General features: G+C 66.7%; 18 protein-coding genes. 9 read left to right on the top strand and 9 right to left on the bottom strand.

The window, feature by feature from the left end:
- Window positions 1–46 precede the first annotated feature (46 nt).
- The 4 genes from JTE92_RS05290 (at window position 47) to JTE92_RS05275 (ending at window position 3,650) form a co-directional block, all read left to right on the top strand.
- The gene (locus JTE92_RS05290; RefSeq protein ID WP_063240278.1) at window positions 47–1,153 is read left to right on the top strand and encodes an S-(hydroxymethyl)glutathione dehydrogenase/class III alcohol dehydrogenase; all 1,107 of its coding nucleotides are present in this window, start codon (window positions 47–49) and stop codon (window positions 1,151–1,153) included.
- 13 nt (window positions 1,154–1,166) lie between these two features.
- Window positions 1,167–2,009 (top strand): S-formylglutathione hydrolase, encoded by an 843-nt coding sequence (gene fghA, locus JTE92_RS05285; RefSeq protein WP_063240279.1) that lies wholly within the window; start codon window positions 1,167–1,169, stop codon window positions 2,007–2,009.
- Between the two features lie 127 nt (window positions 2,010–2,136).
- Window positions 2,137–2,274 (top strand): hypothetical protein, encoded by a 138-nt coding sequence (locus tag JTE92_RS05280; protein ID WP_157096928.1) that lies wholly within the window; start codon window positions 2,137–2,139, stop codon window positions 2,272–2,274.
- 164 nt (window positions 2,275–2,438) lie between these two features.
- A complete protein-coding gene (locus JTE92_RS05275; protein WP_063240280.1) occupies window positions 2,439–3,650 on the top strand; it encodes a GGDEF domain-containing protein in 1,212 nt (403 codons plus the stop codon).
- A gap of 56 nt (window positions 3,651–3,706) precedes the next feature.
- On the opposite strand, the gene JTE92_RS05270 is transcribed toward JTE92_RS05275, so the two are convergent.
- Window positions 3,707–4,723: an AraC family transcriptional regulator gene (locus tag JTE92_RS05270; RefSeq protein ID WP_063240281.1), complete on the bottom strand. Its 1,017-nt coding sequence runs from the start codon at window positions 4,721–4,723 to the stop codon at window positions 3,707–3,709.
- Between the two features lie 181 nt (window positions 4,724–4,904).
- Between JTE92_RS05270 and JTE92_RS05265 the strand changes: the two genes are divergently transcribed.
- The 5 genes from JTE92_RS05265 to JTE92_RS05245 all read left to right on the top strand — a co-directional run bounded on the left by JTE92_RS05265 (window position 4,905) and on the right by JTE92_RS05245 (window position 10,538).
- The gene (locus JTE92_RS05265; protein ID WP_063240282.1) at window positions 4,905–6,038 is read left to right on the top strand and encodes an acyl-CoA dehydrogenase family protein; all 1,134 of its coding nucleotides are present in this window, start codon (window positions 4,905–4,907) and stop codon (window positions 6,036–6,038) included.
- A 44-nt stretch (window positions 6,039–6,082) separates the two neighbouring features.
- Window positions 6,083–7,606 (top strand): CoA-acylating methylmalonate-semialdehyde dehydrogenase, encoded by a 1,524-nt coding sequence (locus JTE92_RS05260; protein ID WP_063240283.1) that lies wholly within the window; start codon window positions 6,083–6,085, stop codon window positions 7,604–7,606.
- 104 nt (window positions 7,607–7,710) lie between these two features.
- Entirely contained in the window at window positions 7,711–8,616 is a 906-nt protein-coding gene (mmsB, locus tag JTE92_RS05255; RefSeq protein ID WP_029049551.1) for a 3-hydroxyisobutyrate dehydrogenase, read from the top strand.
- On the top strand, window positions 8,613–9,383 hold the full coding sequence (locus JTE92_RS05250; RefSeq protein ID WP_063240284.1) for an enoyl-CoA hydratase: 771 nt from the start codon (window positions 8,613–8,615) through the stop codon (window positions 9,381–9,383). Before mmsB ends, JTE92_RS05250 begins: the two co-directional genes overlap by 4 nt.
- A gap of 9 nt (window positions 9,384–9,392) precedes the next feature.
- Window positions 9,393–10,538, top strand: a complete 1,146-nt coding sequence (locus JTE92_RS05245; RefSeq protein WP_063240285.1) for an enoyl-CoA hydratase/isomerase family protein — start codon at window positions 9,393–9,395, stop codon at window positions 10,536–10,538.
- Window positions 10,539–10,728: 190 nt separating this feature from the next.
- On the opposite strand, the gene alaC is transcribed toward JTE92_RS05245, so the two are convergent.
- The 8 genes from alaC to JTE92_RS05205 all read right to left on the bottom strand — a co-directional run bounded on the left by alaC (window position 10,729) and on the right by JTE92_RS05205 (window position 21,619).
- Window positions 10,729–11,940 carry an alanine transaminase gene (alaC, locus tag JTE92_RS05240; RefSeq protein ID WP_063240286.1) on the bottom strand — a complete coding sequence of 404 codons (1,212 nt, stop codon included), beginning with the start codon at window positions 11,938–11,940 and terminating at the stop codon, window positions 10,729–10,731.
- Between the two features lie 122 nt (window positions 11,941–12,062).
- Complete coding sequence (locus tag JTE92_RS05235) at window positions 12,063–12,455, bottom strand: hypothetical protein (protein ID WP_063240287.1); 393 nt, start codon at window positions 12,453–12,455, stop codon at window positions 12,063–12,065.
- Window positions 12,456–12,534: 79 nt separating this feature from the next.
- Window positions 12,535–13,362 carry a siderophore-interacting protein gene (locus tag JTE92_RS05230; protein ID WP_063240288.1) on the bottom strand — a complete coding sequence of 276 codons (828 nt, stop codon included), beginning with the start codon at window positions 13,360–13,362 and terminating at the stop codon, window positions 12,535–12,537.
- Between the two features lie 78 nt (window positions 13,363–13,440).
- The gene (locus JTE92_RS05225; protein ID WP_063240289.1) at window positions 13,441–14,139 is read right to left on the bottom strand and encodes a PadR family transcriptional regulator; all 699 of its coding nucleotides are present in this window, start codon (window positions 14,137–14,139) and stop codon (window positions 13,441–13,443) included.
- Between the two features lie 113 nt (window positions 14,140–14,252).
- Window positions 14,253–15,671 (bottom strand): capsule polysaccharide biogenesis protein, encoded by a 1,419-nt coding sequence (locus tag JTE92_RS05220; RefSeq protein WP_239477798.1) that lies wholly within the window; start codon window positions 15,669–15,671, stop codon window positions 14,253–14,255.
- Window positions 15,649–17,655 (bottom strand): capsule polysaccharide biogenesis protein, encoded by a 2,007-nt coding sequence (locus JTE92_RS05215; RefSeq protein WP_169834838.1) that lies wholly within the window; start codon window positions 17,653–17,655, stop codon window positions 15,649–15,651. The genes JTE92_RS05220 and JTE92_RS05215 overlap by 23 nt, the downstream gene beginning before the upstream one ends.
- Before the next feature lie 53 nt (window positions 17,656–17,708).
- On the bottom strand, window positions 17,709–19,913 hold the full coding sequence (locus tag JTE92_RS05210; RefSeq protein WP_063240291.1) for a capsular polysaccharide export protein, LipB/KpsS family: 2,205 nt from the start codon (window positions 19,911–19,913) through the stop codon (window positions 17,709–17,711).
- 17 nt (window positions 19,914–19,930) lie between these two features.
- Window positions 19,931–21,619 (bottom strand): polysaccharide biosynthesis/export family protein, encoded by a 1,689-nt coding sequence (locus JTE92_RS05205; RefSeq protein ID WP_371136904.1) that lies wholly within the window; start codon window positions 21,617–21,619, stop codon window positions 19,931–19,933.
- Between the last annotated feature and the right edge of the window lie 27 nt (window positions 21,620–21,646).

The raw sequence follows: 21,646 nt of genomic DNA, 5'->3' as shown, positions 1-21,646 counted from the left end.
GGGCGTTGAAGCATCGCCCAGGACATTCCTGACCCCGGAGGACCCCATGAAGACCAAAGCCGCCATCGCCTGGAAAGCCGGCGCCCCGCTGACCATCGAAGACGTGGACCTGGACGGCCCGCGTGCCGGGGAAGTGCTGGTGGAAGTGAAGGCCACCGGCATCTGCCATACCGATTACTACACGCTGTCCGGCGCCGATCCCGAAGGCATTTTCCCGGCGATCCTGGGCCATGAAGGCGCCGGCATTGTCACCGACGTCGGCCCCGGCGTGACCTCGCTGAAACCCGGCGACCACGTGATCCCGCTGTACACGCCGGAATGCCGCCAGTGCAAGTTCTGCCTGTCGCGCAAGACCAACCTGTGCCAGGCGATCCGCGCCACGCAGGGCAAGGGCCTGATGCCGGACGGCACCTCGCGCTTCTCGCTCGATGGCAAGCCGATCTTCCACTACATGGGCACCTCGACATTCGCCAACCACATCGTGGTGCCGGAGATCGCGCTCGCCAAGATCCGCCCGGACGCGCCCTTCGACAAGGTCTGCTACATCGGCTGCGGCGTCACCACCGGCGTGGGCGCGGTGCTGTTCACCGCCAAGGTGGAAGCCGGCGCCAACGTGGTGGTGTTCGGCCTGGGCGGCATCGGCCTGAACGTGATCCAGGCCGCGAAGATGGTCGGCGCCGACAAGATCATCGGCGTGGACCTGAACCCGGCGCGCGAGGCGATGGCGCGCAAGTTCGGCATGACGCATTTCATCAACCCGAAGCAGGTCGAGAACGTGGTCGACCACATCATCCAGCTGACCGACGGCGGCGCGGACTACTCGTTCGAATGCATCGGCAATACGCAGGTCATGCGCCAGGCGCTGGAGTGCTGCCACAAGGGCTGGGGCAAGTCGATCATCATCGGCGTGGCCGAGGCCGGCGCCGAGATTTCTACGCGCCCGTTCCAGCTGGTGACCGGCCGCGAATGGAAGGGCTCGGCCTTCGGCGGCGCGCGCGGCCGCACCGACGTGCCCAAGATCGTCGACTGGTACATGGAAGGCAAGCTCAATATCGACGACCTGATCACGCACACGCTGCCGCTGGAGCGCATCAACGAAGGCTTCGACCTGATGAAGCGCGGCGAGTCGATCCGCTCCGTGGTGCTGTACTGAGGACGGCGCCGAGATGGAACTGATCTCGCAACACGGCTGCCATGGCGGCGTGCAGCGCTTCTACCGGCATGATTCGGCAGCGGTCGGGCTGCCGATGCGCTTCTCGGTGTTCCTGCCGCCGCAGGCGCAGGGCGGCGCGAAGGTGCCGGTGCTGTTCTACCTGGCCGGCCTGACCTGCACCGAAGAAACCTTCATGATCAAGGCCGGCGCGCAGCGCTTTGCCGCCGAGCACGGCCTGATGCTGGTGGCGCCCGACACCAGCCCGCGCGGCGCGGGCGTGCCGGGCGAGGCCGATGCGTGGGACTTCGGCGTGGGGGCAGGCTTCTACGTCGACGCCACCGAGGCGCCCTGGAGCAGGCACTGGCGCATGGAAAGCTATGTTGCCGAGGAACTGTTCGACCTGGTCACCACCGCGCTGCCCGGCGAGGCGTCGCGCGTGGGGATCTTCGGGCATTCGATGGGCGGCCACGGCGCGCTGGTGCTGGCGCAGCGCCATCCGGAGCGCTTCCGCTCGGTGTCGGCGTTCGCGCCGATTGCCGCGCCGACGCGCTGCCCCTGGGGCGAGAAGGCCTTCACCGGCTATCTCGGCGGCGACCGGGGGGCGTGGGCGCAGTATGACGCCACCGAGCTGATGGTGCGCCAGCAAGGCGCGCCGTTCCCGGCCGGGATCCTGGTCGACCAGGGCCTGGACGACCAGTTCCTGCAGAGCCAGCTGCATCCGGACGCGTTCGAGGCCGCCTGCCAGGCCGTGGGCCAGCCGCTGACGCTGCGCCGGCACAGCGGCTACGACCACGGCTATTACTTCATCTCGACCTTTATTGCCGACCATATCCGGCACCACGCCGGGCAACTCTAGCGCCTGAGCGCCTGAGCGCACCCACGGCCCCGCACCGCCCCCCCCAAACAGGGGATGCCCGGTGCCGGGTCCGATCCCATAATTGTTGCTCGACCGGCCTCAGAGCCGGAACAAGAGGGGTCACATCATGAACCACGTCGTCTCTCTCGGCGGCTATATCCTCGGCTGCCTGGCAGCGCTGCTGATCGCGGTGCGATGGTTGTTGCGCAATGACCCGGTGCTGCGCACCGACGAGCCGCACGAACCGCCACGGCAGCCCGACTAGCCACGCGGCCGCGGCAGCCCCAATACCGGCGGCGGCAACCTCATATTCCACGGACAACGCGACGGCGCGCCCTTTTTTGGCACGCACAGGCGCTGCTCGCCCCGTATCATTACGGGCTGCGCCGGACCGGCGCATTCCCGTCACGCCGCAGCCAGTCCCGTCCGATGTCCGTCCCGTTTGCCCTGCTGACCATTACGGCCGCGCTCAGCGCCATGATGCTGGCCATCGTGTGGTCGCTGCGCCGCTGCGGGCTGCCCGGCGTGGGCGAATGGTGCAATGCCAACCTGACCGCGACCGCGGCGCTGGTGCTGTTCTCGCTGCGCGGCATGATCCCGGATCCGTTGTCGGTGGGCGTTGCCAACGCCGCGCTGGCGTGGTCGCTGGCGCTGTTCTACGCCGGCTGCGTCCGCTTCTGCGGCGGCGTGCCGCCGTGGCGGCGGCTGGTGGCGGCGACGGCAGTGACGGCTGCCGGCGTGATCGTCTGGCGCTATGCCGTCGACGTCTTCACCACGCGCGTCGTGATTGTCTCGGTCTTCCACGCGGTGCTGTGCGCGCTGGTCGGGCTAACCTTGCTGCGCCGCCGCCCGCGCGGACAATCGGCACGCTTCTTTATCACCACCGCCTGCTTTGCGCTGTTCTTCGCCACCGGCCATGCGGTGCGCGGCGCGCTGTCCGCGCTGCAGTGGCTGGGCAACCCCTACCTGCAGGAATCCATGTTGCTCAACACGGTGTTCCTGACCCTGGGCGCGCTGGTGATGCCCGCGATGACCATGGGCGCGGTGCTGATGATCCATGACGCCATCGTGCGCCGGCTCGAAGCGGTCGCCAATACCGACACGCTGACCGGCGTGCTGTCGCGCAAGGCATTCGAGGAAAGTGCCCGGCGCGAGCTGGCGCGCGCGGCCGGCGGCAAGCCGGCGCCCGCGCTGCTGATCGTCGACATCGACCATTTCAAGTCGGTCAACGACACCTACGGGCACGCGGCCGGCGATACCGTGCTGCAGGCGTTCGCAAGACTGGCGGCGGCGCAGCTGCGCCCCGGCGACCTGCTGGGCCGTCTTGGCGGCGAAGAGTTCATGGTGCTGTTGCCCGCGACCGGCGAGGCCGGCGCCAGCGCGGTCGCGGAGCGCATCCGGGCCAGCGTGCAGCGCCATGCGGTCACGGTCGCGTCGGACAGCGGCAGCCACACCGTGCGCTATACCGTCAGCGTCGGCACCGCGGGCTGGCATCCGGACCTGTCGCTGGCGCAGCTGAGCGCACGCGCCGATGCGGCGCTGTATCGCGCCAAGATGGGCGGGCGCAATCGCGTGATGGCGCACAGCGAGCCGCCCCCTGCGCAGGCGGTACCGGATACCATGCAGGCGCTTGACGCCTGAATCGCATCATTACCCGTCAGCCCCCCTCAGCCCCCCTCAGCACCGCTCAGCACCCCTCAGCCATCCTCGGCCACCCGCCGGTAGGCGCCGGGCCGCGAGCCGGTCCAGCGCCGGAATGCCCGGTGGAAAGCGCCCGGCTCGGCAAACCCGAGCTCCGCCGCAATATCCGCCACGGGACGCCCGGAGTGGCTCAGCGCCTCGATGGCAAGGTCGCGCCGCAGCCCGTCCTTCAGGTCCTGGTAGCTCACGCCCTCGTCCATCAGCCTGCGCCGCAGCGATGAGGCCGACAGGTTCAGGCTGACCGCCAGCGCCTCGAAGGTCGGCCACAGCTCGGGCCGCTGGTTGCGCAGCAGCCGGCGCACGCGCGCGCCGACGCTGCTGCGGTCGGAGTACTTCACCACCACGTTGTGCGGGGCATCGCGCAGGAAGGCCTTCAGGCTGCGCTCGTCCTGGCGCACCGCCTGGTCCAGCAGCGCGGCGTCGAACACCAGCGCCGTGGCGGGCTGGTCAAAGGCAAGCTGGCGCGAGTACATGACGCGGTATTCGGCGCTGTAAGGCGGCTCCGCGTAGTCGAACGCCGCCAGCCGTACCGGCACGCGCCGGCGCAGCAGCCAGCTCATCAGTCCATGCAGCATGATCAGCATGGTTTCCTTGGCGAACACGCCGGGCTGCCGCCCCAGCGCCGCATTGGGCGCGGTCAGCACCAGCGCGGCCTCGTCCCCATGCCGGTCCAGGCGCACGCCGATATCGTCCAGCAGCAGCCGGAAATACCGGGTAATGCGCTCCAGCCCCTGCCCCAGCGTGCGGCTGCCGACCACCGCGTGGCACAGCATGGCAAAGCTGCCGCACTTCATGCTGCGCGCATCCTGGCCGAAGAACTCGTCGTCCAGCGCCGCGGCCACCCCCAGCCACAGTTCGCTGTAGCTGGCCGCCGACACCCTGGCCTGCGGCACTGCCAGCAATTCGGGCGCGATGCCGGCGCTGCGCAGCACCGGCCCCGGGTCGATCCCGCGCGCCTGCAGCCCGGCGATGGCATGGTGGACAAAACAAAGCGCGACGCTGCCTTTTTCCATGGTCCGGCGGGTGGCAAACGAGTTCAGGAAGATTGGCGGATTTTGGCATAGGAGCCCGCCCCCGGCGTTCCTACACTGCCCGCAGGCCCAGACGCCGAGCGCGCATTCTGCCTCAGATGCCGCGCCGCGCCAACGCGCTTGACAGAAAGCCCCCCGCGGAACACCACCACGCCAACCTGCCATGCACAGCGACTACACCGAACAGCAACAGATGATCCGCGACAGCGCGCGCGCCTTTGCCAGCGAGCGCCTGGCCGCCGGCGCCGCCCAGTGGGACCGCGACGGCCGCCTGCCCGAAGAGGTGGTCGCCGAGATGGGCGCGCTGGGCCTGCTCGGCATGATCGTGCCGGAGGACTGGGGCGGCACCTATACCGACTATGTCGCGTACGCGCTCGCCATCGAAGAGATCGCCGCGGGCTGCGCGGCCTGCGCCACGCTGATGAGCGTGCACAACTCGGTCGGCTGCGGCCCGATCCTGCACTACGGCACCGATGCGCAGAAGGAACGCTACCTGGCGCGGCTGGCCAGCGGCGAACTGATCGGCGCCTTCTGCCTGACCGAGCCGCAGGCCGGCTCCGAAGCCCACAACCTGCGCACGCGCGCCCGCTTTACCGACAACGGCTGGGTGCTCAACGGCAGCAAGCAGTTCGTCACCAACGGCCAGCGCGCCGGTGTGGCCGTGGTCTTTGCCTCGACCGAGCCCGAGCGCGGCAAGAAAGGCATCTCCGCCTTCCTGGTGCCGACCGACACGCCGGGCTTTGTCGTCCACGCCCCGGAGAAAAAGCTCGGCATCCGCGCCTCGGACACCTGCGCCATCACGCTGGAAGACTGCACCGTGCCGCACGACGCGCTGCTGGGCGAGCCTGGCGAGGGGCTGCGCATCGCGCTGTCCAACCTCGAAGGCGGCCGCATCGGCATTGCGGCGCAGGCGATCGGCATTGCGCGCTCGGCCTTTGAAGCCGCATGCCGCTATGCGTCGGAGCGCATCCAGTTCGGCCGCCCGCTGCGCGAGCATCCGCCCATCGCCAACATGCTGGCCGACATGGCCACCGAGCTGAACGCCGCGCGCCTGCTGGTGCACCGCGCCGCGCGCATGCGCAGCGAGGGCCTGCCGTGCCTGTCCGAAGCCTCGCAGGCCAAGCTGTACGCGTCAGAGCTGGCCGAGCGCGTCTGCTCCAAGGCGCTGCAGATCCACGGCGGCTATGGCTACCTGGAAGACTACCCGGTCGAGCGCCACTACCGCGACGCCCGCATCACCCAGATCTACGAAGGCACCAGCGAGATCCAGCGCATGCTGATCGCGCGCAGCCTGTAAGCCCACCCTTGCTTCCCATACAACCACACCGTCCGGAGACAACCATGAGCGCAGTGCCCAAGACCGACAACGCCGTGCCGACCGTACCGCTGCTGATCAACGGCGAATGGGTGGAATCGTCCGCCACCGAGTTCCGCCAGGTGGTCAACCCCGCCACCCAGGAAGTGCTGGCGCGCGTGCCGCTGGCCACCGCCAGCGAAGTCGCCGCCGCCGTCGGCGCCGCGCACCGCGCCTTTGCCACGTGGCGCCACACCCCCATCGGCGCGCGGCTGCGCATCATGCTGCGCTACCAGGCGCTGATCCGCGAGCACAGCAAGCGCATCGCCGCCATCCTGACCGCCGAGCAGGGCAAGACCCTGGCCGATGCCGAGGGCGACATTTTCCGCGGCCTGGAAGTGGTCGAGCATGCCTGCTCGATCGGCACGCTGCAGCAAGGCGGCTTTGCCGAGAACGTTGCCGCGACCGTCGACACCTACACGCTGCAGCAGCCGATCGGCGTCTGCGCCGGCATCACGCCGTTCAACTTCCCCGCGATGATCCCGCTGTGGATGTTCCCGATGGCGATCGTGTGCGGCAATACCTTCGTGCTCAAGCCGTCGGAACAGGATCCGCTGTCGACCATGGAACTGGTCAAGCTGGCGCTGGAAGCCGGCGTGCCGCCGGGCGTGCTGAACGTGGTGCACGGCGCCAAGGACGTGGTCGATGCGTTGTGCACGCACCCGGACATCAAGGCGGTGTCGTTCGTCGGCTCGACCGCGGTTGGCACGCACGTCTACAACCTGGCCGGCACGCATGGCAAGCGCGTGCAGTCGATGATGGGCGCCAAGAACCACGCCGTGGTGCTGCCCGACGCGCACAAGGAGCAGACCCTGAACGCGCTGGCGGGTGCGGGCTTCGGCGCGGCGGGCCAGCGTTGCATGGCCACCTCCGTGGTGGTGCTGGTCGGCGCGGCGCGCGACTGGGTGCCCGACCTGGTCGAGCGCGCCAGGACCCTGAAAATCGGCGCCGGCGTGGAGCCCGGCACCGATGTCGGCCCGGTGGTCTCGGTGGCGGCAAAGGAACGCATCCTCGGCCTGATCGCCGCCGGCGAGCGCGAAGGCGCAAAGCTGGTGCTTGACGGCCGCAACGTGCAGGTAGCGGGCTATCCGCAAGGCAACTTCATCGGGCCGACCATCTTCACCGAGGTCGGCACCGACATGACGATCTACACCGAGGAAATCTTCGGGCCGGTGCTGGTGGTGATCGGCGTCGAGACGCTGGATGACGCCATCGCGCTGGTCAACCGCAACCCGTTCGGCAACGGCACCGGCGTGTTCACGCAGAGCGGCGCCGCCGCGCGCAAGTTCCAGAGCGAGATCGACGTCGGCCAGGTCGGCATCAATATCCCGATCCCGGTGCCGGTGCCCTACTTCAGCTTCACCGGCTCGCGCGGCTCCAAGCTGGGCGACCTGGGGCCGTATGGCAAGCAGGTCGTGCAGTTCTATACGCAGACCAAGACGGTAACGGCGCGGTGGTTTGACGATGCGACGGTGAATGACGGGGTGAATACGACGATCAGTTTGAAGTGAGGCGTGGCACGTCGCAACGGCCGACGGTCTGCTCCCCTCTCCCGCAAGCGGGAGAGGGGAGAAAACAAACGTTGTTCAAATACCTTCGCTGAAGGAGACACCCCATGCATATCGCCTTCATCGGCCTGGGCAACATGGGCGCGCCCATGGCGCGCAACCTGCTCAAGGCCGGCCATACCCTGACCGTGTTCGACCTCAACGCCGCCACCGTCGCCGCGCTGTGCGCCGAAGGCGCGGCCAGCGCGGATACCGCGCGCAAGGCCGTGGCGGAAGCGGATTTCGTCATCACCATGCTGCCCGCTGCCGCACACGTGCGCAGCGCCTACCTTGGCGAAGACGGCGTGCTCGCCGGCGTGCGCCCCGGCGTGCCGCTGGTCGACTCCAGCACCATCGATCCTGCCACCGTGCGCGAGCTTGCTGCCGCCGCGCAGGCCCAGGGCAATGCGCTGGCCGACGCCCCGGTCTCCGGCGGCACCGTCGGCGCGCAGGCCGGCACGCTGACCTTCATGGTCGGCGCCACCGAAGCGCTGTTCGAGCAGGTGCGCCCGGTGCTGGCCGGCATGGGCCGCAACCTGGTCCATTGCGGCGGCACCGGCACCGGCCAGGTCGCCAAGATCTGCAACAACCTGATCCTCGGCATCTCGATGATCGGCGTGTCCGAGGCGATGGCGCTGGGCGTGAAGCTGGGCATCGACGCCAATGTGCTAGCCGGCATCGTCAATACCTCGACCGGCCGCTGCTGGGCCTCGGATACCTGCAACCCCTGGCCCGGCGTGATCGAAACCGCCCCGGCCGGCCGCGGCTACAGCGGTGGCTTCGGCGCTGACCTGATGCTCAAGGACCTGGGCCTGGCCGCCGATGCCGCGCGCAGCGTGAAGCAGCCGCTGTTCCTCGGCGCGCTGGCGCAGCAGGTCTACCAGGCCATGAGCCACGCCGGCGAAGGCCAGCTCGATTTCTCCGGCGTGATCCGCCAGTACCTGTCCGCCACCGACAAGGAGCGCCAGCCATGATCGAATTCGCCCTCGATGGCCACGTCGCCACGCTGACGCTGAGCCGCCCGCCCGCCAATGCGTTTACCGCCGACGGCCTGCAGCAGCTGCGCGATCTGGTGGCAAAGATCGATGCCAACCCCGAGATCCGCGCCGTCGTCGTAACCGGAGCCGGCGAGAAATTCTTCAGCGCCGGCGCCGACCTGAACGGCTTCGCCGACGGCGACCGTGCCCATGCGCGCGCCATGGCGCAGCAGTTCGGCAGCGCCTTCGAAGCGCTGCAGAACGCGCGCCCCGTGGTCATCGCCGCCATCAACGGCTATGCCATGGGTGGCGGCCTGGAATGCGCGCTGGCCTGCGATATCCGCATCGCCGAGGAACACGCGCAGATGGCGCTGCCCGAAGCCGCCGTCGGCCTGCTGCCGTGCGGCTGCGGCACGCAGACGCTGCCGTGGCTGGTCGGCGAAGGCTGGGCCAAGCGCATGATCCTGACCAACGAACGCGTCGACGCGGCCACCGCGCTGCGCATCGGGCTGGTCGAGCAAGTGGTGCCGCGCGGACAGGCGCTGGCCACTGCGCTGGAGATGGCGCAACGCGCCGGCAAGGTCAGCCCGCGCGCCGCCGCCTACAGCAAGCAACTGGTGCACCTGGCACGCCAGGGCGTGCCGCGCCAGGCGGCGCTGGCGCTGGAGCGCGAGCGCTTTGTCGACCTGTTCGACGGCGCCGACCAGCGCGAAGGCGTCAACGCCTTCCTCGAGAAACGCGCGCCGCAATGGCGCAACGCCTAGGAGCCCGCCATGCGCCTGACCGAATCGGCCATCTCGCCGCACCATGCCGGCACGCAGGATGCCGCCGAGCCAGAGGCCCTGTTCGACGTCGTCAACGGCGTCGGCATTGCCACGCTGAACCGGCCGCGCCAGCTCAATGCGCTGTCGTACCCGATGATCGTCGCGCTGGGCGCGCAGCTAGAAGCCTGGGCGCAGGACGACGCCATCCGCGCCGTTGTGCTGCGCGGCGCCGGCCCCAAGGCGTTCTGCGCCGGCGGCGATATCCGCGCGCTGTACGACAGCTATCGCGACGGCACGCCGCTGCACCGGCGCTTCTTTATCGACGAATACACGCTGGACTACCGCCTGCACCGCTATCCCAAGCCGCTGGTGGCGCTGATGGACGGCGTAGTCATGGGCGGCGGCATGGGCCTTGCGCAGGCCGCGCACCTGCGCATCGTCACCGAGCGCTCGCGCGTGGCCATGCCGGAGACCGGCATCGGGCTGGTGCCGGACGTCGGGGCCAGCCATTTCCTGTCGAAGCTGCCGGTGCAGCTGGCGCTGTATCTCGGCCTGACCGGCGTCACCATCGGCGCCGCCGACACACTGCTGTGTGGCCTGGCCGATGCCGCCGTCGACAGCGGCACGCTGGCCGGGCTGGAGCAGACACTGGCCGGCATCGCCTGGGGCGACGACGTGCTCGCCGACCTGCGCCATGCGCTGGTGCGCGAACCCGTGGCAAGCGCCGCTGACGCACCGCTGCTTGAGGTACTGCCCGCGCTGCTGCGCCACTTCCCCGCGCACGCCACCCTGCCGGAAATCCTGGCCGGCCTCGCCTGCCAGGACGACCCGCGCTACACCGAGTGGGCCACGCGCACCATCGACGTGCTGCGCACGCGCTCGCCGCTGTCGGCGTGCGCCACGCGCGAACTGCTGCTGCGCGGCCGGCGCATGGACCTCGCCGACTGCTTCCGCATGGAACTGGCGGTGGTCGTCAACAGCTTCTCGCAAGGGGATTTCATCGAAGGCGTGCGCGCGCTGATCGTCGACAAGGACAACGCGCCGCGCTGGCGCACGACCAGCTATGAGGCTGTGGCGCCGCAAGATGTGCACGCACTGTTCCGGCCATGGTGGGCGCCTGGCGAGCAACCGTTGCCGCTGGTCCTTCCGGACTGAACGCAAGAAGCGCTGACCTGCGCCGAAATGCCGTTCAGCTAGCCACTGTCATTCCCGCGCAGGCGGGAATCCAGCGTCGTTAAAGTCGCTGGGTTCCCGCCTGCGCGGGAACGACAAGCAAAAAGCATTGTCGTGAATTCCGGAAACATCAATAGGACCTGCACCACCTGTGGCGCGGGTCACCGCTGCATCAGGCCTTGACCAGCCCGTCAGCCCGGAACATCGCCTTGATGCCCCGCACCGCCTGCCGGATGCGCGATTCGTTCTCGATCAGCGCAAAGCGCACATACTCGTCGCCGTAGTCGCCAAAGCCGATGCCCGGTGACACCGACACCTTGGCCTTTGCCAGCAACTGCTTGGCGAACTCCAGCGAGCCCAGCGCGCGGTATGGCTCGGGAATGCGCGCCCAGATATACATCGACGCCTTCGGGATCTCCACCGGCCAGCCTGCCTCGATCAGCCCCTTCGCCAGCACGTCGCGGCGCGACTGGTATTGCACGGCAATTTCATGCACGCATTGCTGGTCGCCTTCCAGCGCGGCGATGGCCGCGATCTGCACCGGCGTGAAGGTGCCGTAGTCGTGATAGCTCTTGATGCGCGTCAGCGCCGCCACCAGGTCGGGGTTGCCGACCATGAAGCCGATGCGCCAGCCCGCCATGTTGTAGCTCTTGGACAGCGTGAAAAATTCTACCGCGATATCCTTGGCGCCCGGCACCTGCATGATCGAAGGCGCCTGGTAGCCGTCGAAGACGATGTCCGCATACGCCAGGTCATGCACGACAAAGATATCGTGCTTGCGCGCCAGCGCGATCACCCGCTCGAAGAAATCCAGCTCGACGCATTGCGCGGTCGGGTTCGACGGGAAGCCCAGCACGATCATCTTGGGCTTGGGATAGCTGCCCCGAATCGCGCGCTCCAGCTCGGCAAAGAAATCGATGCCCGGCACCAGCGGCACCGAACGAATATCCGCCCCAGCAATCACCGCGCCGTAGATGTGGATCGGGTAGCTGGGATCGGGCACCAGCACCGTGTCGCCGCGATCGAGCGTGGCCAGCATCAGGTGCGCCAGGCCTTCCTTCGAGCCGATGGTGACGATGGCCTCGGTATCCGGATCGATCTCCACGTCATAGCGCTCGCGGTACCAGCGCGAGATCGCGCGCCGCAGCCGCGGGATGCCCTTGGACGCCGAATAGCCGTGCGTGTCGGGCCGCTGTGCCGCCTCGGTTAGCTTGGCCACGATATGCGCCGGCGTGGCGCCATCCGGGTTGCCCATGCTCATGTCGATGATGTCCTCGCCACGGCGGCGGGCGGCCATCTTCAGCTCGGCGGTGATGTTGAAAACGTACGGGGGAAGACGATCGATGCGCGCGAAGCGGCGCTTGCCGGAGGAAGCGGCAGTCATGTGGAGTCCTTTACGTAAGCGCCCGGAACCGTCCGAGCGACGTTGGCAGCCGCTGTTTCGGCTGCCAGGGACTCATGTTAGCGGGGATGCCACCGTTGCACAACGGGTGTGTGTGCTGATGACTAGAGCCTGCCACCCGGCAATCCGGTCGGCCGGTTAGCGGGCAGATGGCGCACGATGCAGTCCAGCGCGGGAGAATCGGAGCGCCCGCCCAGCGCCGCGCTGACCGAATCGCGGTACTGCTGCGCAGAGATGCGCTGGTAGTACAGGCGCGAGGTCTGGTCCAGCCAGTAGACGTAGTCGTCGTCGCTGCGGCTGCCGCTGCTGCGCAGCCACTCGCTGATATTGTTCGTCCCGACGATCATGTTGGGGCACGCTGTCTTCAGCGAATCGAGATAGGCATTGAAGTCGGTGGCCTGGCGGCTGCGCACGGCGTCCGGCGCACAGGCGGCGAGCAAAGCCACGGATGCCGCCGCGGCGCAGGCAGCGCGCAACGGTCTGGATGCAGTCAGCACGGCAGTCCCCTTGGGCAGTAGCGATGCGTGCCCTCTTATGGCAACGCATCGCCCGCGTACACCGTGCCGCCGCCGTGGCTCAGTCGTCCAGCGTCTCGTGCACCGCCGCGTCGCCGCGCTTCCAGTAGGCCGAGGCGCGGATGCGCTTCTTGTCGATGCCGCGCTCGTTGACCAGGTACTGGCGCACCGCCTTCATCGCCGCCGCCTCTCCCGCCGCCCAGACATAGCCTTCGCCCTGCGGCAGGGTGACCTGGCGCAGCGCCGCTTCCAGCAGGCTGCCCTCGGCGGCGTCGCCGCGATGCAGCCAGTGGACATCGAGTTGAGCCCGGCCAGGCAGCGCGATCTGCGCAGCGGCATCGGCCACCTCCAGCACAACGATGGCGCGCGACTCCGCACCCAGCTCTTCCAGCCTGCGTCCCACCGCGGGCAGCGCCGTATCGTCGCCGATCAGCAGGTGCCAGTCGAAGCCCGTCGGCACCACGAACGAGCCGCGCGGACCGCCCACGCCCAGATACTGTCCCGGCCGCGCCTGCGCCGCCCAGGTCGACGCAGGGCCGTCACCGTGCAGCACGAATTCGATATCCAGTTCCTGCGCCGCGGCGTCATGGCGGCGCGGCGTGTAGTCGCGCGCGGCCGGACGCGGCTGGCCCTCGGGAAAGCTGATGCCGTCCGGGCCCACCTGCGGCAGCACCGGCTTGTCGGCACCATCCACTGGGAAAAACACCTTCACATGGTCGTCGAACGAGGCCGAGACAAAGTCCTCCAGCTCCGCGCCGCCCAGCGTGACGCGCAGCAGCTGCGGCGTGACCTGCGTGGTGCGCACCACTTGCAGCAGGCGCATCCTGAGCGGATGGCGCAAGCGCTGCACGGATAGATCGCGATGGGATTCGGTAGCGTTTGATGTCATAGAGGAATTCCTTGGTTGCAGACCCGGCGCTTGCCGGGCCCGGGTGCCGATCGCAGAGGCCAGCGTCAGCGCCACGGCTCAGGCCTTGGGACCGGCTTCGATCTCGGCCGCGGCGCGCATCAGGATCTCGGCAATGCGGCGCTGCTCGTCGGCGCCGGCTTCGCTGCGCATCACCATGGCGCGCTTGAGCGCGGCACGCGCCTGCATCAGCTCGGGCAGCCAGCCGCCCTGCTCCGGTTCCGGCTGCGGCTCGCCGCTCATGGCCCGGCGCATCCATTCCATCTTGCGGGCGACGTGGCGCAACTTGGCCACCATCACCTCGACGCGCTCGCGATTGGCGACGAGGTGCGCCTTGCCGGTTTCAGACAGCTGGTAGCGCTTCTTGTTGCCTTCGGTATCGACGGTGGCGTAGCCGACTTCTTCCAGGTAAGTCAGCGCGGGGTAGACCACGCCGGGGCTCGGTTTGTAGAAGCCGTTGGTGCGGATTTCAAGCGCCTTGATCAGCTCGTAGCCGTGGCTGGGCTTTTCTTCGAGCAGGCTGAGCAGCAGCAGTTGCAGGTCGTCGGCGCTGAACTTGCGGCCGCGGCGCCAGGGTTCGTTGTCGAAGCCGCCGGGTTCATCCGGCCCGCCCCGGCCAAAGCCATCCGTTGGGCCGCCGCCCCAGAAGCCACCTGGTTGGTGCCTGCCCATGGCATGGCGCGCGAGGTGTGGGGACAGCCGCATCAGGATGTGACGGCCGTGCCGAGACAGGAATGACGGATGGTAATGATGCCGCATGGCCGTTTTCCATATATCGCAAAACATATCTTACGATACAAAGGTAGACTTTAACTGTCAAGAACAGTACTGCTTCTACCGCAATATATTACTGATAAGGCACTTTATGAGACTCACCCAACGACCATCTGCGCCAGCCAGTCCAGCATGCCCCCGAGGCTCCAGACGCGCCCGCTGTAGGCATCGGCCATCAGCAGGCACAAGACGGAGAGCACGCGCACCGGCAAATGCCGGAACTGCCTGGGACCGGCCGCCGGCATGTTGGGCGGGGATACAGGATGATCCGCATAGAACGATGCGTTGATCTGCGACACGCGAATCAGGTAGTGCCGAAATCGCGAAAACTCCCGCATGTCCACCGCCGGCGGCCCACTCCAGAACGCGTCGAGCGAGCCCTGGAAGGTCAGTCCCGGCTTCGCATAGAAGCAACGCCCCAGCGCGATCACCGGTACGCGATGGAAAAGCGCCTGCAGGCCCGTGGTCGAATTGACTGTCACCAGTCCTATGCAGCGATGCAGCAGCGACGGCAGCCGTGCGTCGTGCAGGTAGGACACCCTACCCGCCACGCCATATCGTGCGCAGCTCGCGGCAATCGTCGCGGCGTAGTTGGTATGGCCCCGGTCCATCGGGTGGTGCTTGATCACCAACTGGCTGTCTGGCGGCGCGTGCGAGGCAAACGACTGGATCGTCGCCTCGATGAAGTCTTCGATACGCCTCCATGGGCTATGCTGCCGGATCTGGCTGTCGCCGCTGACCTGCAGCGCGACCATGAAGAAATGCGGATGGTCGCTGGCCAGCAGCTGGCGGCGCAATCCACGTTCCTGCCAGTGAAACCGGATCTTGCGGTAGCCTGCGCGCAGCCACCGGCCTAGCTCGGGCACGCTGAATGGCTTGTGGTGCCGATAGTGCGGATACCGGCCCTGCGCGATCCAGCCGGCAACGAAGTACCAGAACGAATGCCACGCCATCAGCCCGAAGGCATGCCGGAACCGGCACGGCCGCGTTGTGCGCTCGGCGTGCGGGATCGAGTCGAGCGGCAGGCTCGCCAGCGGCGACTCCGCGTTGACCCCGCCAGCTTCCAGCGTAATGTAGTCCGGACGGATATAGCCTTCTTCGAACACCCAATAGGCAATGCCCAGCTCACGCGCCACACGCGCAGCTATGCGATGCTGCCGCCGGGCCGAGCCGAACACCACGATGGCATCGATCCGGCGCGGTTGCAGCAGCATACGCAACCGTGCCTCCCACGCCGGCATGGGATCGGAAAAGCGAACCGTATCGCCGCCGCGGTAATACAAGTCGTCGCCGCCGTTGAAATTAACCTTGGTGACGTGGCACCCATGGCCAAGCAACAGGTCGCGCAGACGAGCGAAAAACGGCCCGTTGGGGCCCTGGAGCAACAGGATGCGCCGGTGACCGGCAATGCGCTCAAGGCTGGCCTGCACGGGCATGGCGGATTGAGGATCTGTCTCCTCGTCATTGAATGGCAACAGCATTCCTGCCCTTCGCTTACTTTGGTCGATGACTTGCATCGCGCCACCAGTGCCAGCACTGCCAGAACGGGTGGGCGGCCTTGCGCAGCAACCGCTGCCCGCGCGCGGCTGGTTCCTGCCGCCAGGACAACAGGTGCTCGATGGCGTCCTCTGGCGTCGCAAAACCCGTGTCGGCATCCCGCAGGAGATAGCGCGGATACAGGATCAGGGCCGCCGCGACCAGCATGTCCAGCGACAGAGTGCGGCAGCGCCTCGGCAGGGCGCAGCGGTCCTCGGTAAGTCCCCAGCCGGCATAGAACGGCGCGCCATGCGCGGTGACCCGCTTGCCGCGCAGCAGCGCCTCGAAGCCGGCCAGCGAGGTCATCACATGGACCTGGTCGACCTCACCGATGAGCTGCTGCATGGGGTAGCCGGATACCATCTCATCGCACCATGCGCGCAGACACGCCTCGGCGGTACGTTCGCCGCGCAGGCCGCCGTGTACGTCGGGATGGGCCTTGTAGGCAAGGTAAGCGTTGGGGGCATGCGCGCGAACCGCTTCCAGCAGGTCGCGGTTGGTGCGGATGCCCGGCGCACCACAGCGCAATGAGGCATCCGCCTCCACCTGTCCTACCACGAGGATGACCTCGCGCTCACCCGCGGGACGTCGCCAGTCGCCTTGCCCGACGTTGTACTTGGTCAATCCGCCCCGGACGATGGCCTCGCGCAGGCGCGCCGCACGCATCAGGACTGCGTCATCGAATTCCGCCTCATTCAGCAGCCGTTCCAGCTCCGATGGCATCGAGGCATCGTAGTAGATGCCGCTGCGATCGAATACCCACGAGATCGGACGCACGCACTGCGCGCCAAGCCCAACCGAGCGCAGGAAGCCATCCTCCACCGTGATGGCGGACAAGTCGCGCCGGCCTGCCAGGTCGTGTGTACGGCCCCAGCGAAGTACCTGTGCACCGTACGGCACCGTACGGATGCTGCGATGGAACCGCACCTGGCTGCCTTGCACGAAGGCACGCAGGATGGGCCGCTTCCAGCGGGAAAAGCCCACGGCGTGCAGATGCGCGGGAAACTGCTGGCGCATCCGGCGTTGCAGCGCCATGTAATCGATAATGTCCTCGGCTTCGCACCGAACCGCGGTGTGCGGATGGACATAGCGGGGATATCGCACCAAGGCGGCATAGCTCAACTGGTCCAGCGATACAGGCCGACGCCGCCACGGGGGCGGCAGGCTGTCTGCGGTCAGCCCCCATCCGGCGTAGAACGGCATGCCAAAGGTATGGACGGGCTTCCCATGCAGCAATGCCTCGAAGCCGACCTGGGAAGTCACGGTGAACACCGCCGTGGCCGCGCGCAGCAATGGCACCACGTGGAGGTCCTCGGACAAGCGCTGCACGCGCGCATTCGGACAGTCCAGCAACTCGCCAAGATAGCCGCGCTTGCGGCCTGAAAATACTTCCGGATGCTCCTTGACCACGATCCGGCAGGTGGGATAGCGCTCGATCGCTGCGTGCAACATGCGTTGAAAGCTGCCTGCATCGGCTAGCCCATAGCGAACCGAGGCGTCGTCGAGCGTCTGGTCCACCACCAGTATGTATGGCAACTGCGGCAGCGTGGCGGGAGCCGGCGCATGGTTGTACTTTGAAACGTCAGCTTCGCGCCATCGCGCGATCAACTGGCGGGCCCGTGCATGCTCCCGCCCTGACAGCGGCATCGCCGCCATGTACTCAAACCGGGATGGACCCGCGGCATCATAGTAGATGCCGAGATCGTCGATGACCATCGAGCAAGCCGGAAAACCTTGCCCCGGGCCGACCGAACGGATAAAGCCATCTTCCAGCCGCAGCACTCGTGCGATGCCATGCCGGGCGGCATACGACTCGGCGCTGCACGCGCTCGGGCGCCGGCCCCAGGCCACCACACCGTCGACGCCCGCTGGCCTGGCTCCGGAACGGAGGAAGACAACTTCCTCGCCCAGGAAGGCGCGCAGGTGCGGCGTACGCAATATTCCCCTTGACAGGATCGCGAGCATTCTTCTCTCTGTTGGTAACTGGACCGGATGCCTGTCCGCCGGCATCCGCGATCTCAGCCAACCCGATTCCGTACGGCATCCACAAAGAATCGGCGAGGATCGCGAATCAGCTTCGACAGCTTGCGGGCGGTTGTGCCCGGCATTCGCCTGGCGGCGGGTACGTTGCTGGCAGGCCCGGCCTTCTGCACGTCGGGAACCGCGGCCTTGATCGGCGCCCGCGTTGTCGCGGACTTCGATGCGGCGACCTTTGTCGGCGTCGCGACAGGCTTGCCCATCCTGGCGATGTACTCCCGGTAAAAGTCATAGACTGGCGAGTTCTTCCTGGCAGGTTCGGTGCGCCAGAGGAAAGTACGCGGCGTCTGTCCCGGAAGCCTCAGCTCGGTAAAGTCGAGGTTCACTGCGACATTGCGAGTGGCCCCGCCCTCGTTGACCTTGCGGCATTGCGTATCGGCGAAGGAATAGAACACATCGGTGAGGTAATGCACAAACCGCAGCACGTGCTCCTGCGATGGCGCCCGCAGTTCCACCACCCTGTTCACGATGTCCTCCAGCCCGCACACCTGCGTGGATAACCCGGCATGGCAATAGAATGCGGATCCGAAGTTGTAGGTCGGCTTGCCGAACAGCAACGACAGCAGCCCGACGCCGGAATTCACCGTCAGCACCGCGTCGCACGCTGACAATGCATCGTAGACATGGGTCGCGGGAGCCAGTTCGATCGCGCCGGGAACCGGCGGCATCGTCGTTTCAAGCGGATGCCGCTTCACCACGACCCGCCAGTCTGGTGGAAGCCGCAGCGACAACTGGGACAATACGAAACAGAAGTTCTCCACGCTTTCCGCGTGACCGGCAAAGTGACGGATTACCGAATCCCCCGGGCGCTGCATCGGCACAAACAACACCTTCTTGCCATGCAGGTTATATTTCGCGCGCAAGTTCTCCGCGCCGATCCGGTCGCCGTTCTCTTCCAGCGTTTCTTCGGATGAGACCAGCGCATCGATATAGCGCTCGGCAGCCTCCTTCGCCTCTGCCGACAACGGGAAATTCCATTTCGGCGGCGCATAGGACGCGCTGTCGGCATTGAAACCGCAAGGGTCGAAGAACCAGGAGCCGGGCAATGCGCCACGGTCGAAAACGAGAAACGGGATGCCATCAGCCTTGCAGGCATGATAGAGCGCCAGCCGCTGTTCGTTCCCATAGGGCGTCAGGAAGAGAACACGGTTGAAGCGGTTCTCGCGCACATAGCTGACGAAAGTCTGCGCATCGGCAAAGTCGCCGGGCTCCATGTACACCACGTTGCCCAGATGCGCGATCGCCATGCGGATGCTCTTCATCGGTATTGTGTTCCGGCCTGACAACGCCAGCGTCCGTTGCGTCGAGGCGCCGTCGCACAGCGCGGGCGGCAGTTCCAGGTCCGTATCGAGCGCCTTGACGAAGCGTTCGAACAGCATGCGGTTGGCGGCATTGCGCTTTGCATAGCCGGGAAGCGCCGGCGTCGGGTGATACAGATGGCAGAAGAACATGCCCGAGGCCATGTTCTGGCGCCCGAACAGGGAAAAGAAGCTGCGATAGCCCCTGTACTCCAGCGCGCCGTACTTGTAATCGTGGGAATAGTAGTCGTGCGACCGGATAAAGCGCCGGGCTTTCCACGCAAGCCGGTTCATCAGCTCGAAATCTTCGTAGCCATGACCGAAGAATTCCTGGCGCATGCCGCCCATCGAAAGATAGAAGGACCGCCGCAGGACGATGGCGGACGTGGCCGGGGCATACATCTGGATGCGTTCGACATCCCCTTCGGCGAAGTACTCCTGGAAGCGCGCCTTGGCCGCTTCGGGCTCCATCGATTCGTATTCCAGGGTACCCGCCGGCGTCAGGTAGAGGCACGGAAGGCATTCCAGATGATTGAAGTTGGGTGATGCGAGCCTCAGGCTCCGCGCCAGCCGCTGGTACACGGATGGCGGCGCCGTCAGGTCGACGTCCTGGAACGCAATGAATTCGGTCGATGCCACCTGCGCCCCGTGATTGCGGCAGGCGCCGGCAGAAAACGGCTCGCCCCGCCGGCCCAGGCTCAACAGACGAATATCCGCCGCCTGGCAGTACGCCGCAAGGTCATCGACGACATGCTGTGGCGATCCGAAGTCCACTATCAACCGATGGATGCCTTCAACCAGCGGCTCCTGGGCAACGAAGCGTCGCATCCGTTCATAGAGGTAGTCATCGCGTTGCCTGGCATAGAAGGGGGTGATGATGGTCAGCATGGATCCGCTCTTATCGTTCACAGGCCGAGGACAACCTTGGCGCTGATAGCAATCTGGTAAAGAATCTGGAAAACATCCTTGGTGAACTGCCGCGTCTTGAAGTCCACCTTGGGCAGCACCATGATTTCGTCGCCCGGGTGCACTGTGTCGTCGCGCTTGCCGTCGGAGAAGCTGCCATCCCGGTGCGAGATCAACACGCGGGAGGTGTCGGCATTCTGTGAGAAGCCACCCGCCTGCCGGATGAAATCGTCGAGATCCATGCCTTTGTCATAGGCGACCGCGTTGGGAAACAGGACCTCCCCGCTGATCAACACAAGGCCGTCCTTGACCGGCACACGCAGGATGTCGCCGTTCTCCAGTAGCAGGCCGTCACGGCCCGACGCCTGCCCGATCAATGTCTGGCCGCTGGGCTCGATCTTGCGGGCGCGCTCCACCCATTGCAGCACCAGGGCGGCCTCTTCGCGCCTCAGTTGCGCCTCTTCCGCGGTACCGGCGCGGGCGGTCAGCACGCTCGCTTCCAGGCTTTGCAGGGTGGCGTTCAGCAGCAACTTCTGGCGCGCCTTGACGCTCTGCCGGAACAACTGGATGCTGTCCGCATCCGACTCAGCAGTGAAACGCAATCGGCCAACCAGCTGGCCCATGCGGCTGCCGTAAGGCAGGACATACTCCTGCGGACCGTCGTGCGCGCCTTCCACCCGCACGGTGATAGTGCCCGGGCGCTTGTCGGCCGTGAACTCGATCTCGTCGCCGTCGAACAGGGCGACCTGGGTTTCCTGCATGATGGGGAAATACTCTACATCCCTGACGGTGCCGGTGTTGCGCACCACGCGCACATTGGTCGCTTGCGGTAGCGGCCGCGCCAGCCGTACCAGGTCGGCCAGCCGCGTCTGCTCCCCGGGAAACTCGAAACGCCTGGCGTTCTCGGCCAGGCCAGTAACCTTGACCGTCTTCTTGCGCGACTGGACCAGGATGACGTCGCCATTGTTCAGCTGGCGCGCGGGCAACTCGCCCCGCAACAGAAAGTCATAGAGGTTGACCACCTCCAGGGTCTGGTTGCCGCGCCGGATGGCAACGTCCAGGAACGAACCGCGCTCCGGGTCGACGCCGCCGGCCTGATCCAGGTAGCGCAGCACGCTATCGCTGGACGTGCCGTCGTACAGGCCTGGCCGCCGCACCGCCCCTGTCACGTAGACCCGCACCGGCTGGGCCGCGAGCAAGCTGGCGTAAATCGACACCTTGCTGGCGAAGACGCGGCGCAACGCGTTGCTGACAGTAGCCTGCAACGCGCCATTGGTCGTGCCCTGGACGTGGAATGGCCCCACTTCCGGCAGCAGGATGTTGCCGCCGGCATCGACCGCCAGCACGGTATCAACGTTGTAGCCGTTCCAGATGCGCAGCTGGATGCGGTCGCCTACGGCGATCACGTGGCTCGGATTGAATACCGCGGCGCTGTCGCGGCTGAACGCGCCGGTGAACAGTTGCGCGCCAAAGGCGTCGCTGGCCATGTTCGCAGCGTAGTCATTGTTCTGCGGCGCGTTGTCGGGCAGCGGCGGTTCCGTCTTCGCCGGCAATACCGGCGCCGCCACGGTCCCAGCCTGTGACGCCGGCGCGGCCAGTTCCATTGGGACGAGAGCCGTGGCACGTGGGATACCAGGCAGGCCTGTGCCGCCCTGCGCATGGACAACCCCGGCACAGGAGATGGCCATAGCGGCGCATGCGAGAAAGTCTATAAG

This window comes from Cupriavidus oxalaticus, assembly GCF_016894385.1.
Taxonomy (GTDB): Bacteria; Pseudomonadota; Gammaproteobacteria; order Burkholderiales; family Burkholderiaceae; genus Cupriavidus; species Cupriavidus oxalaticus.
Note: the sequence above shows the minus strand (reverse complement) of the source record. Positions and strands in the feature narration are given on the sequence as shown.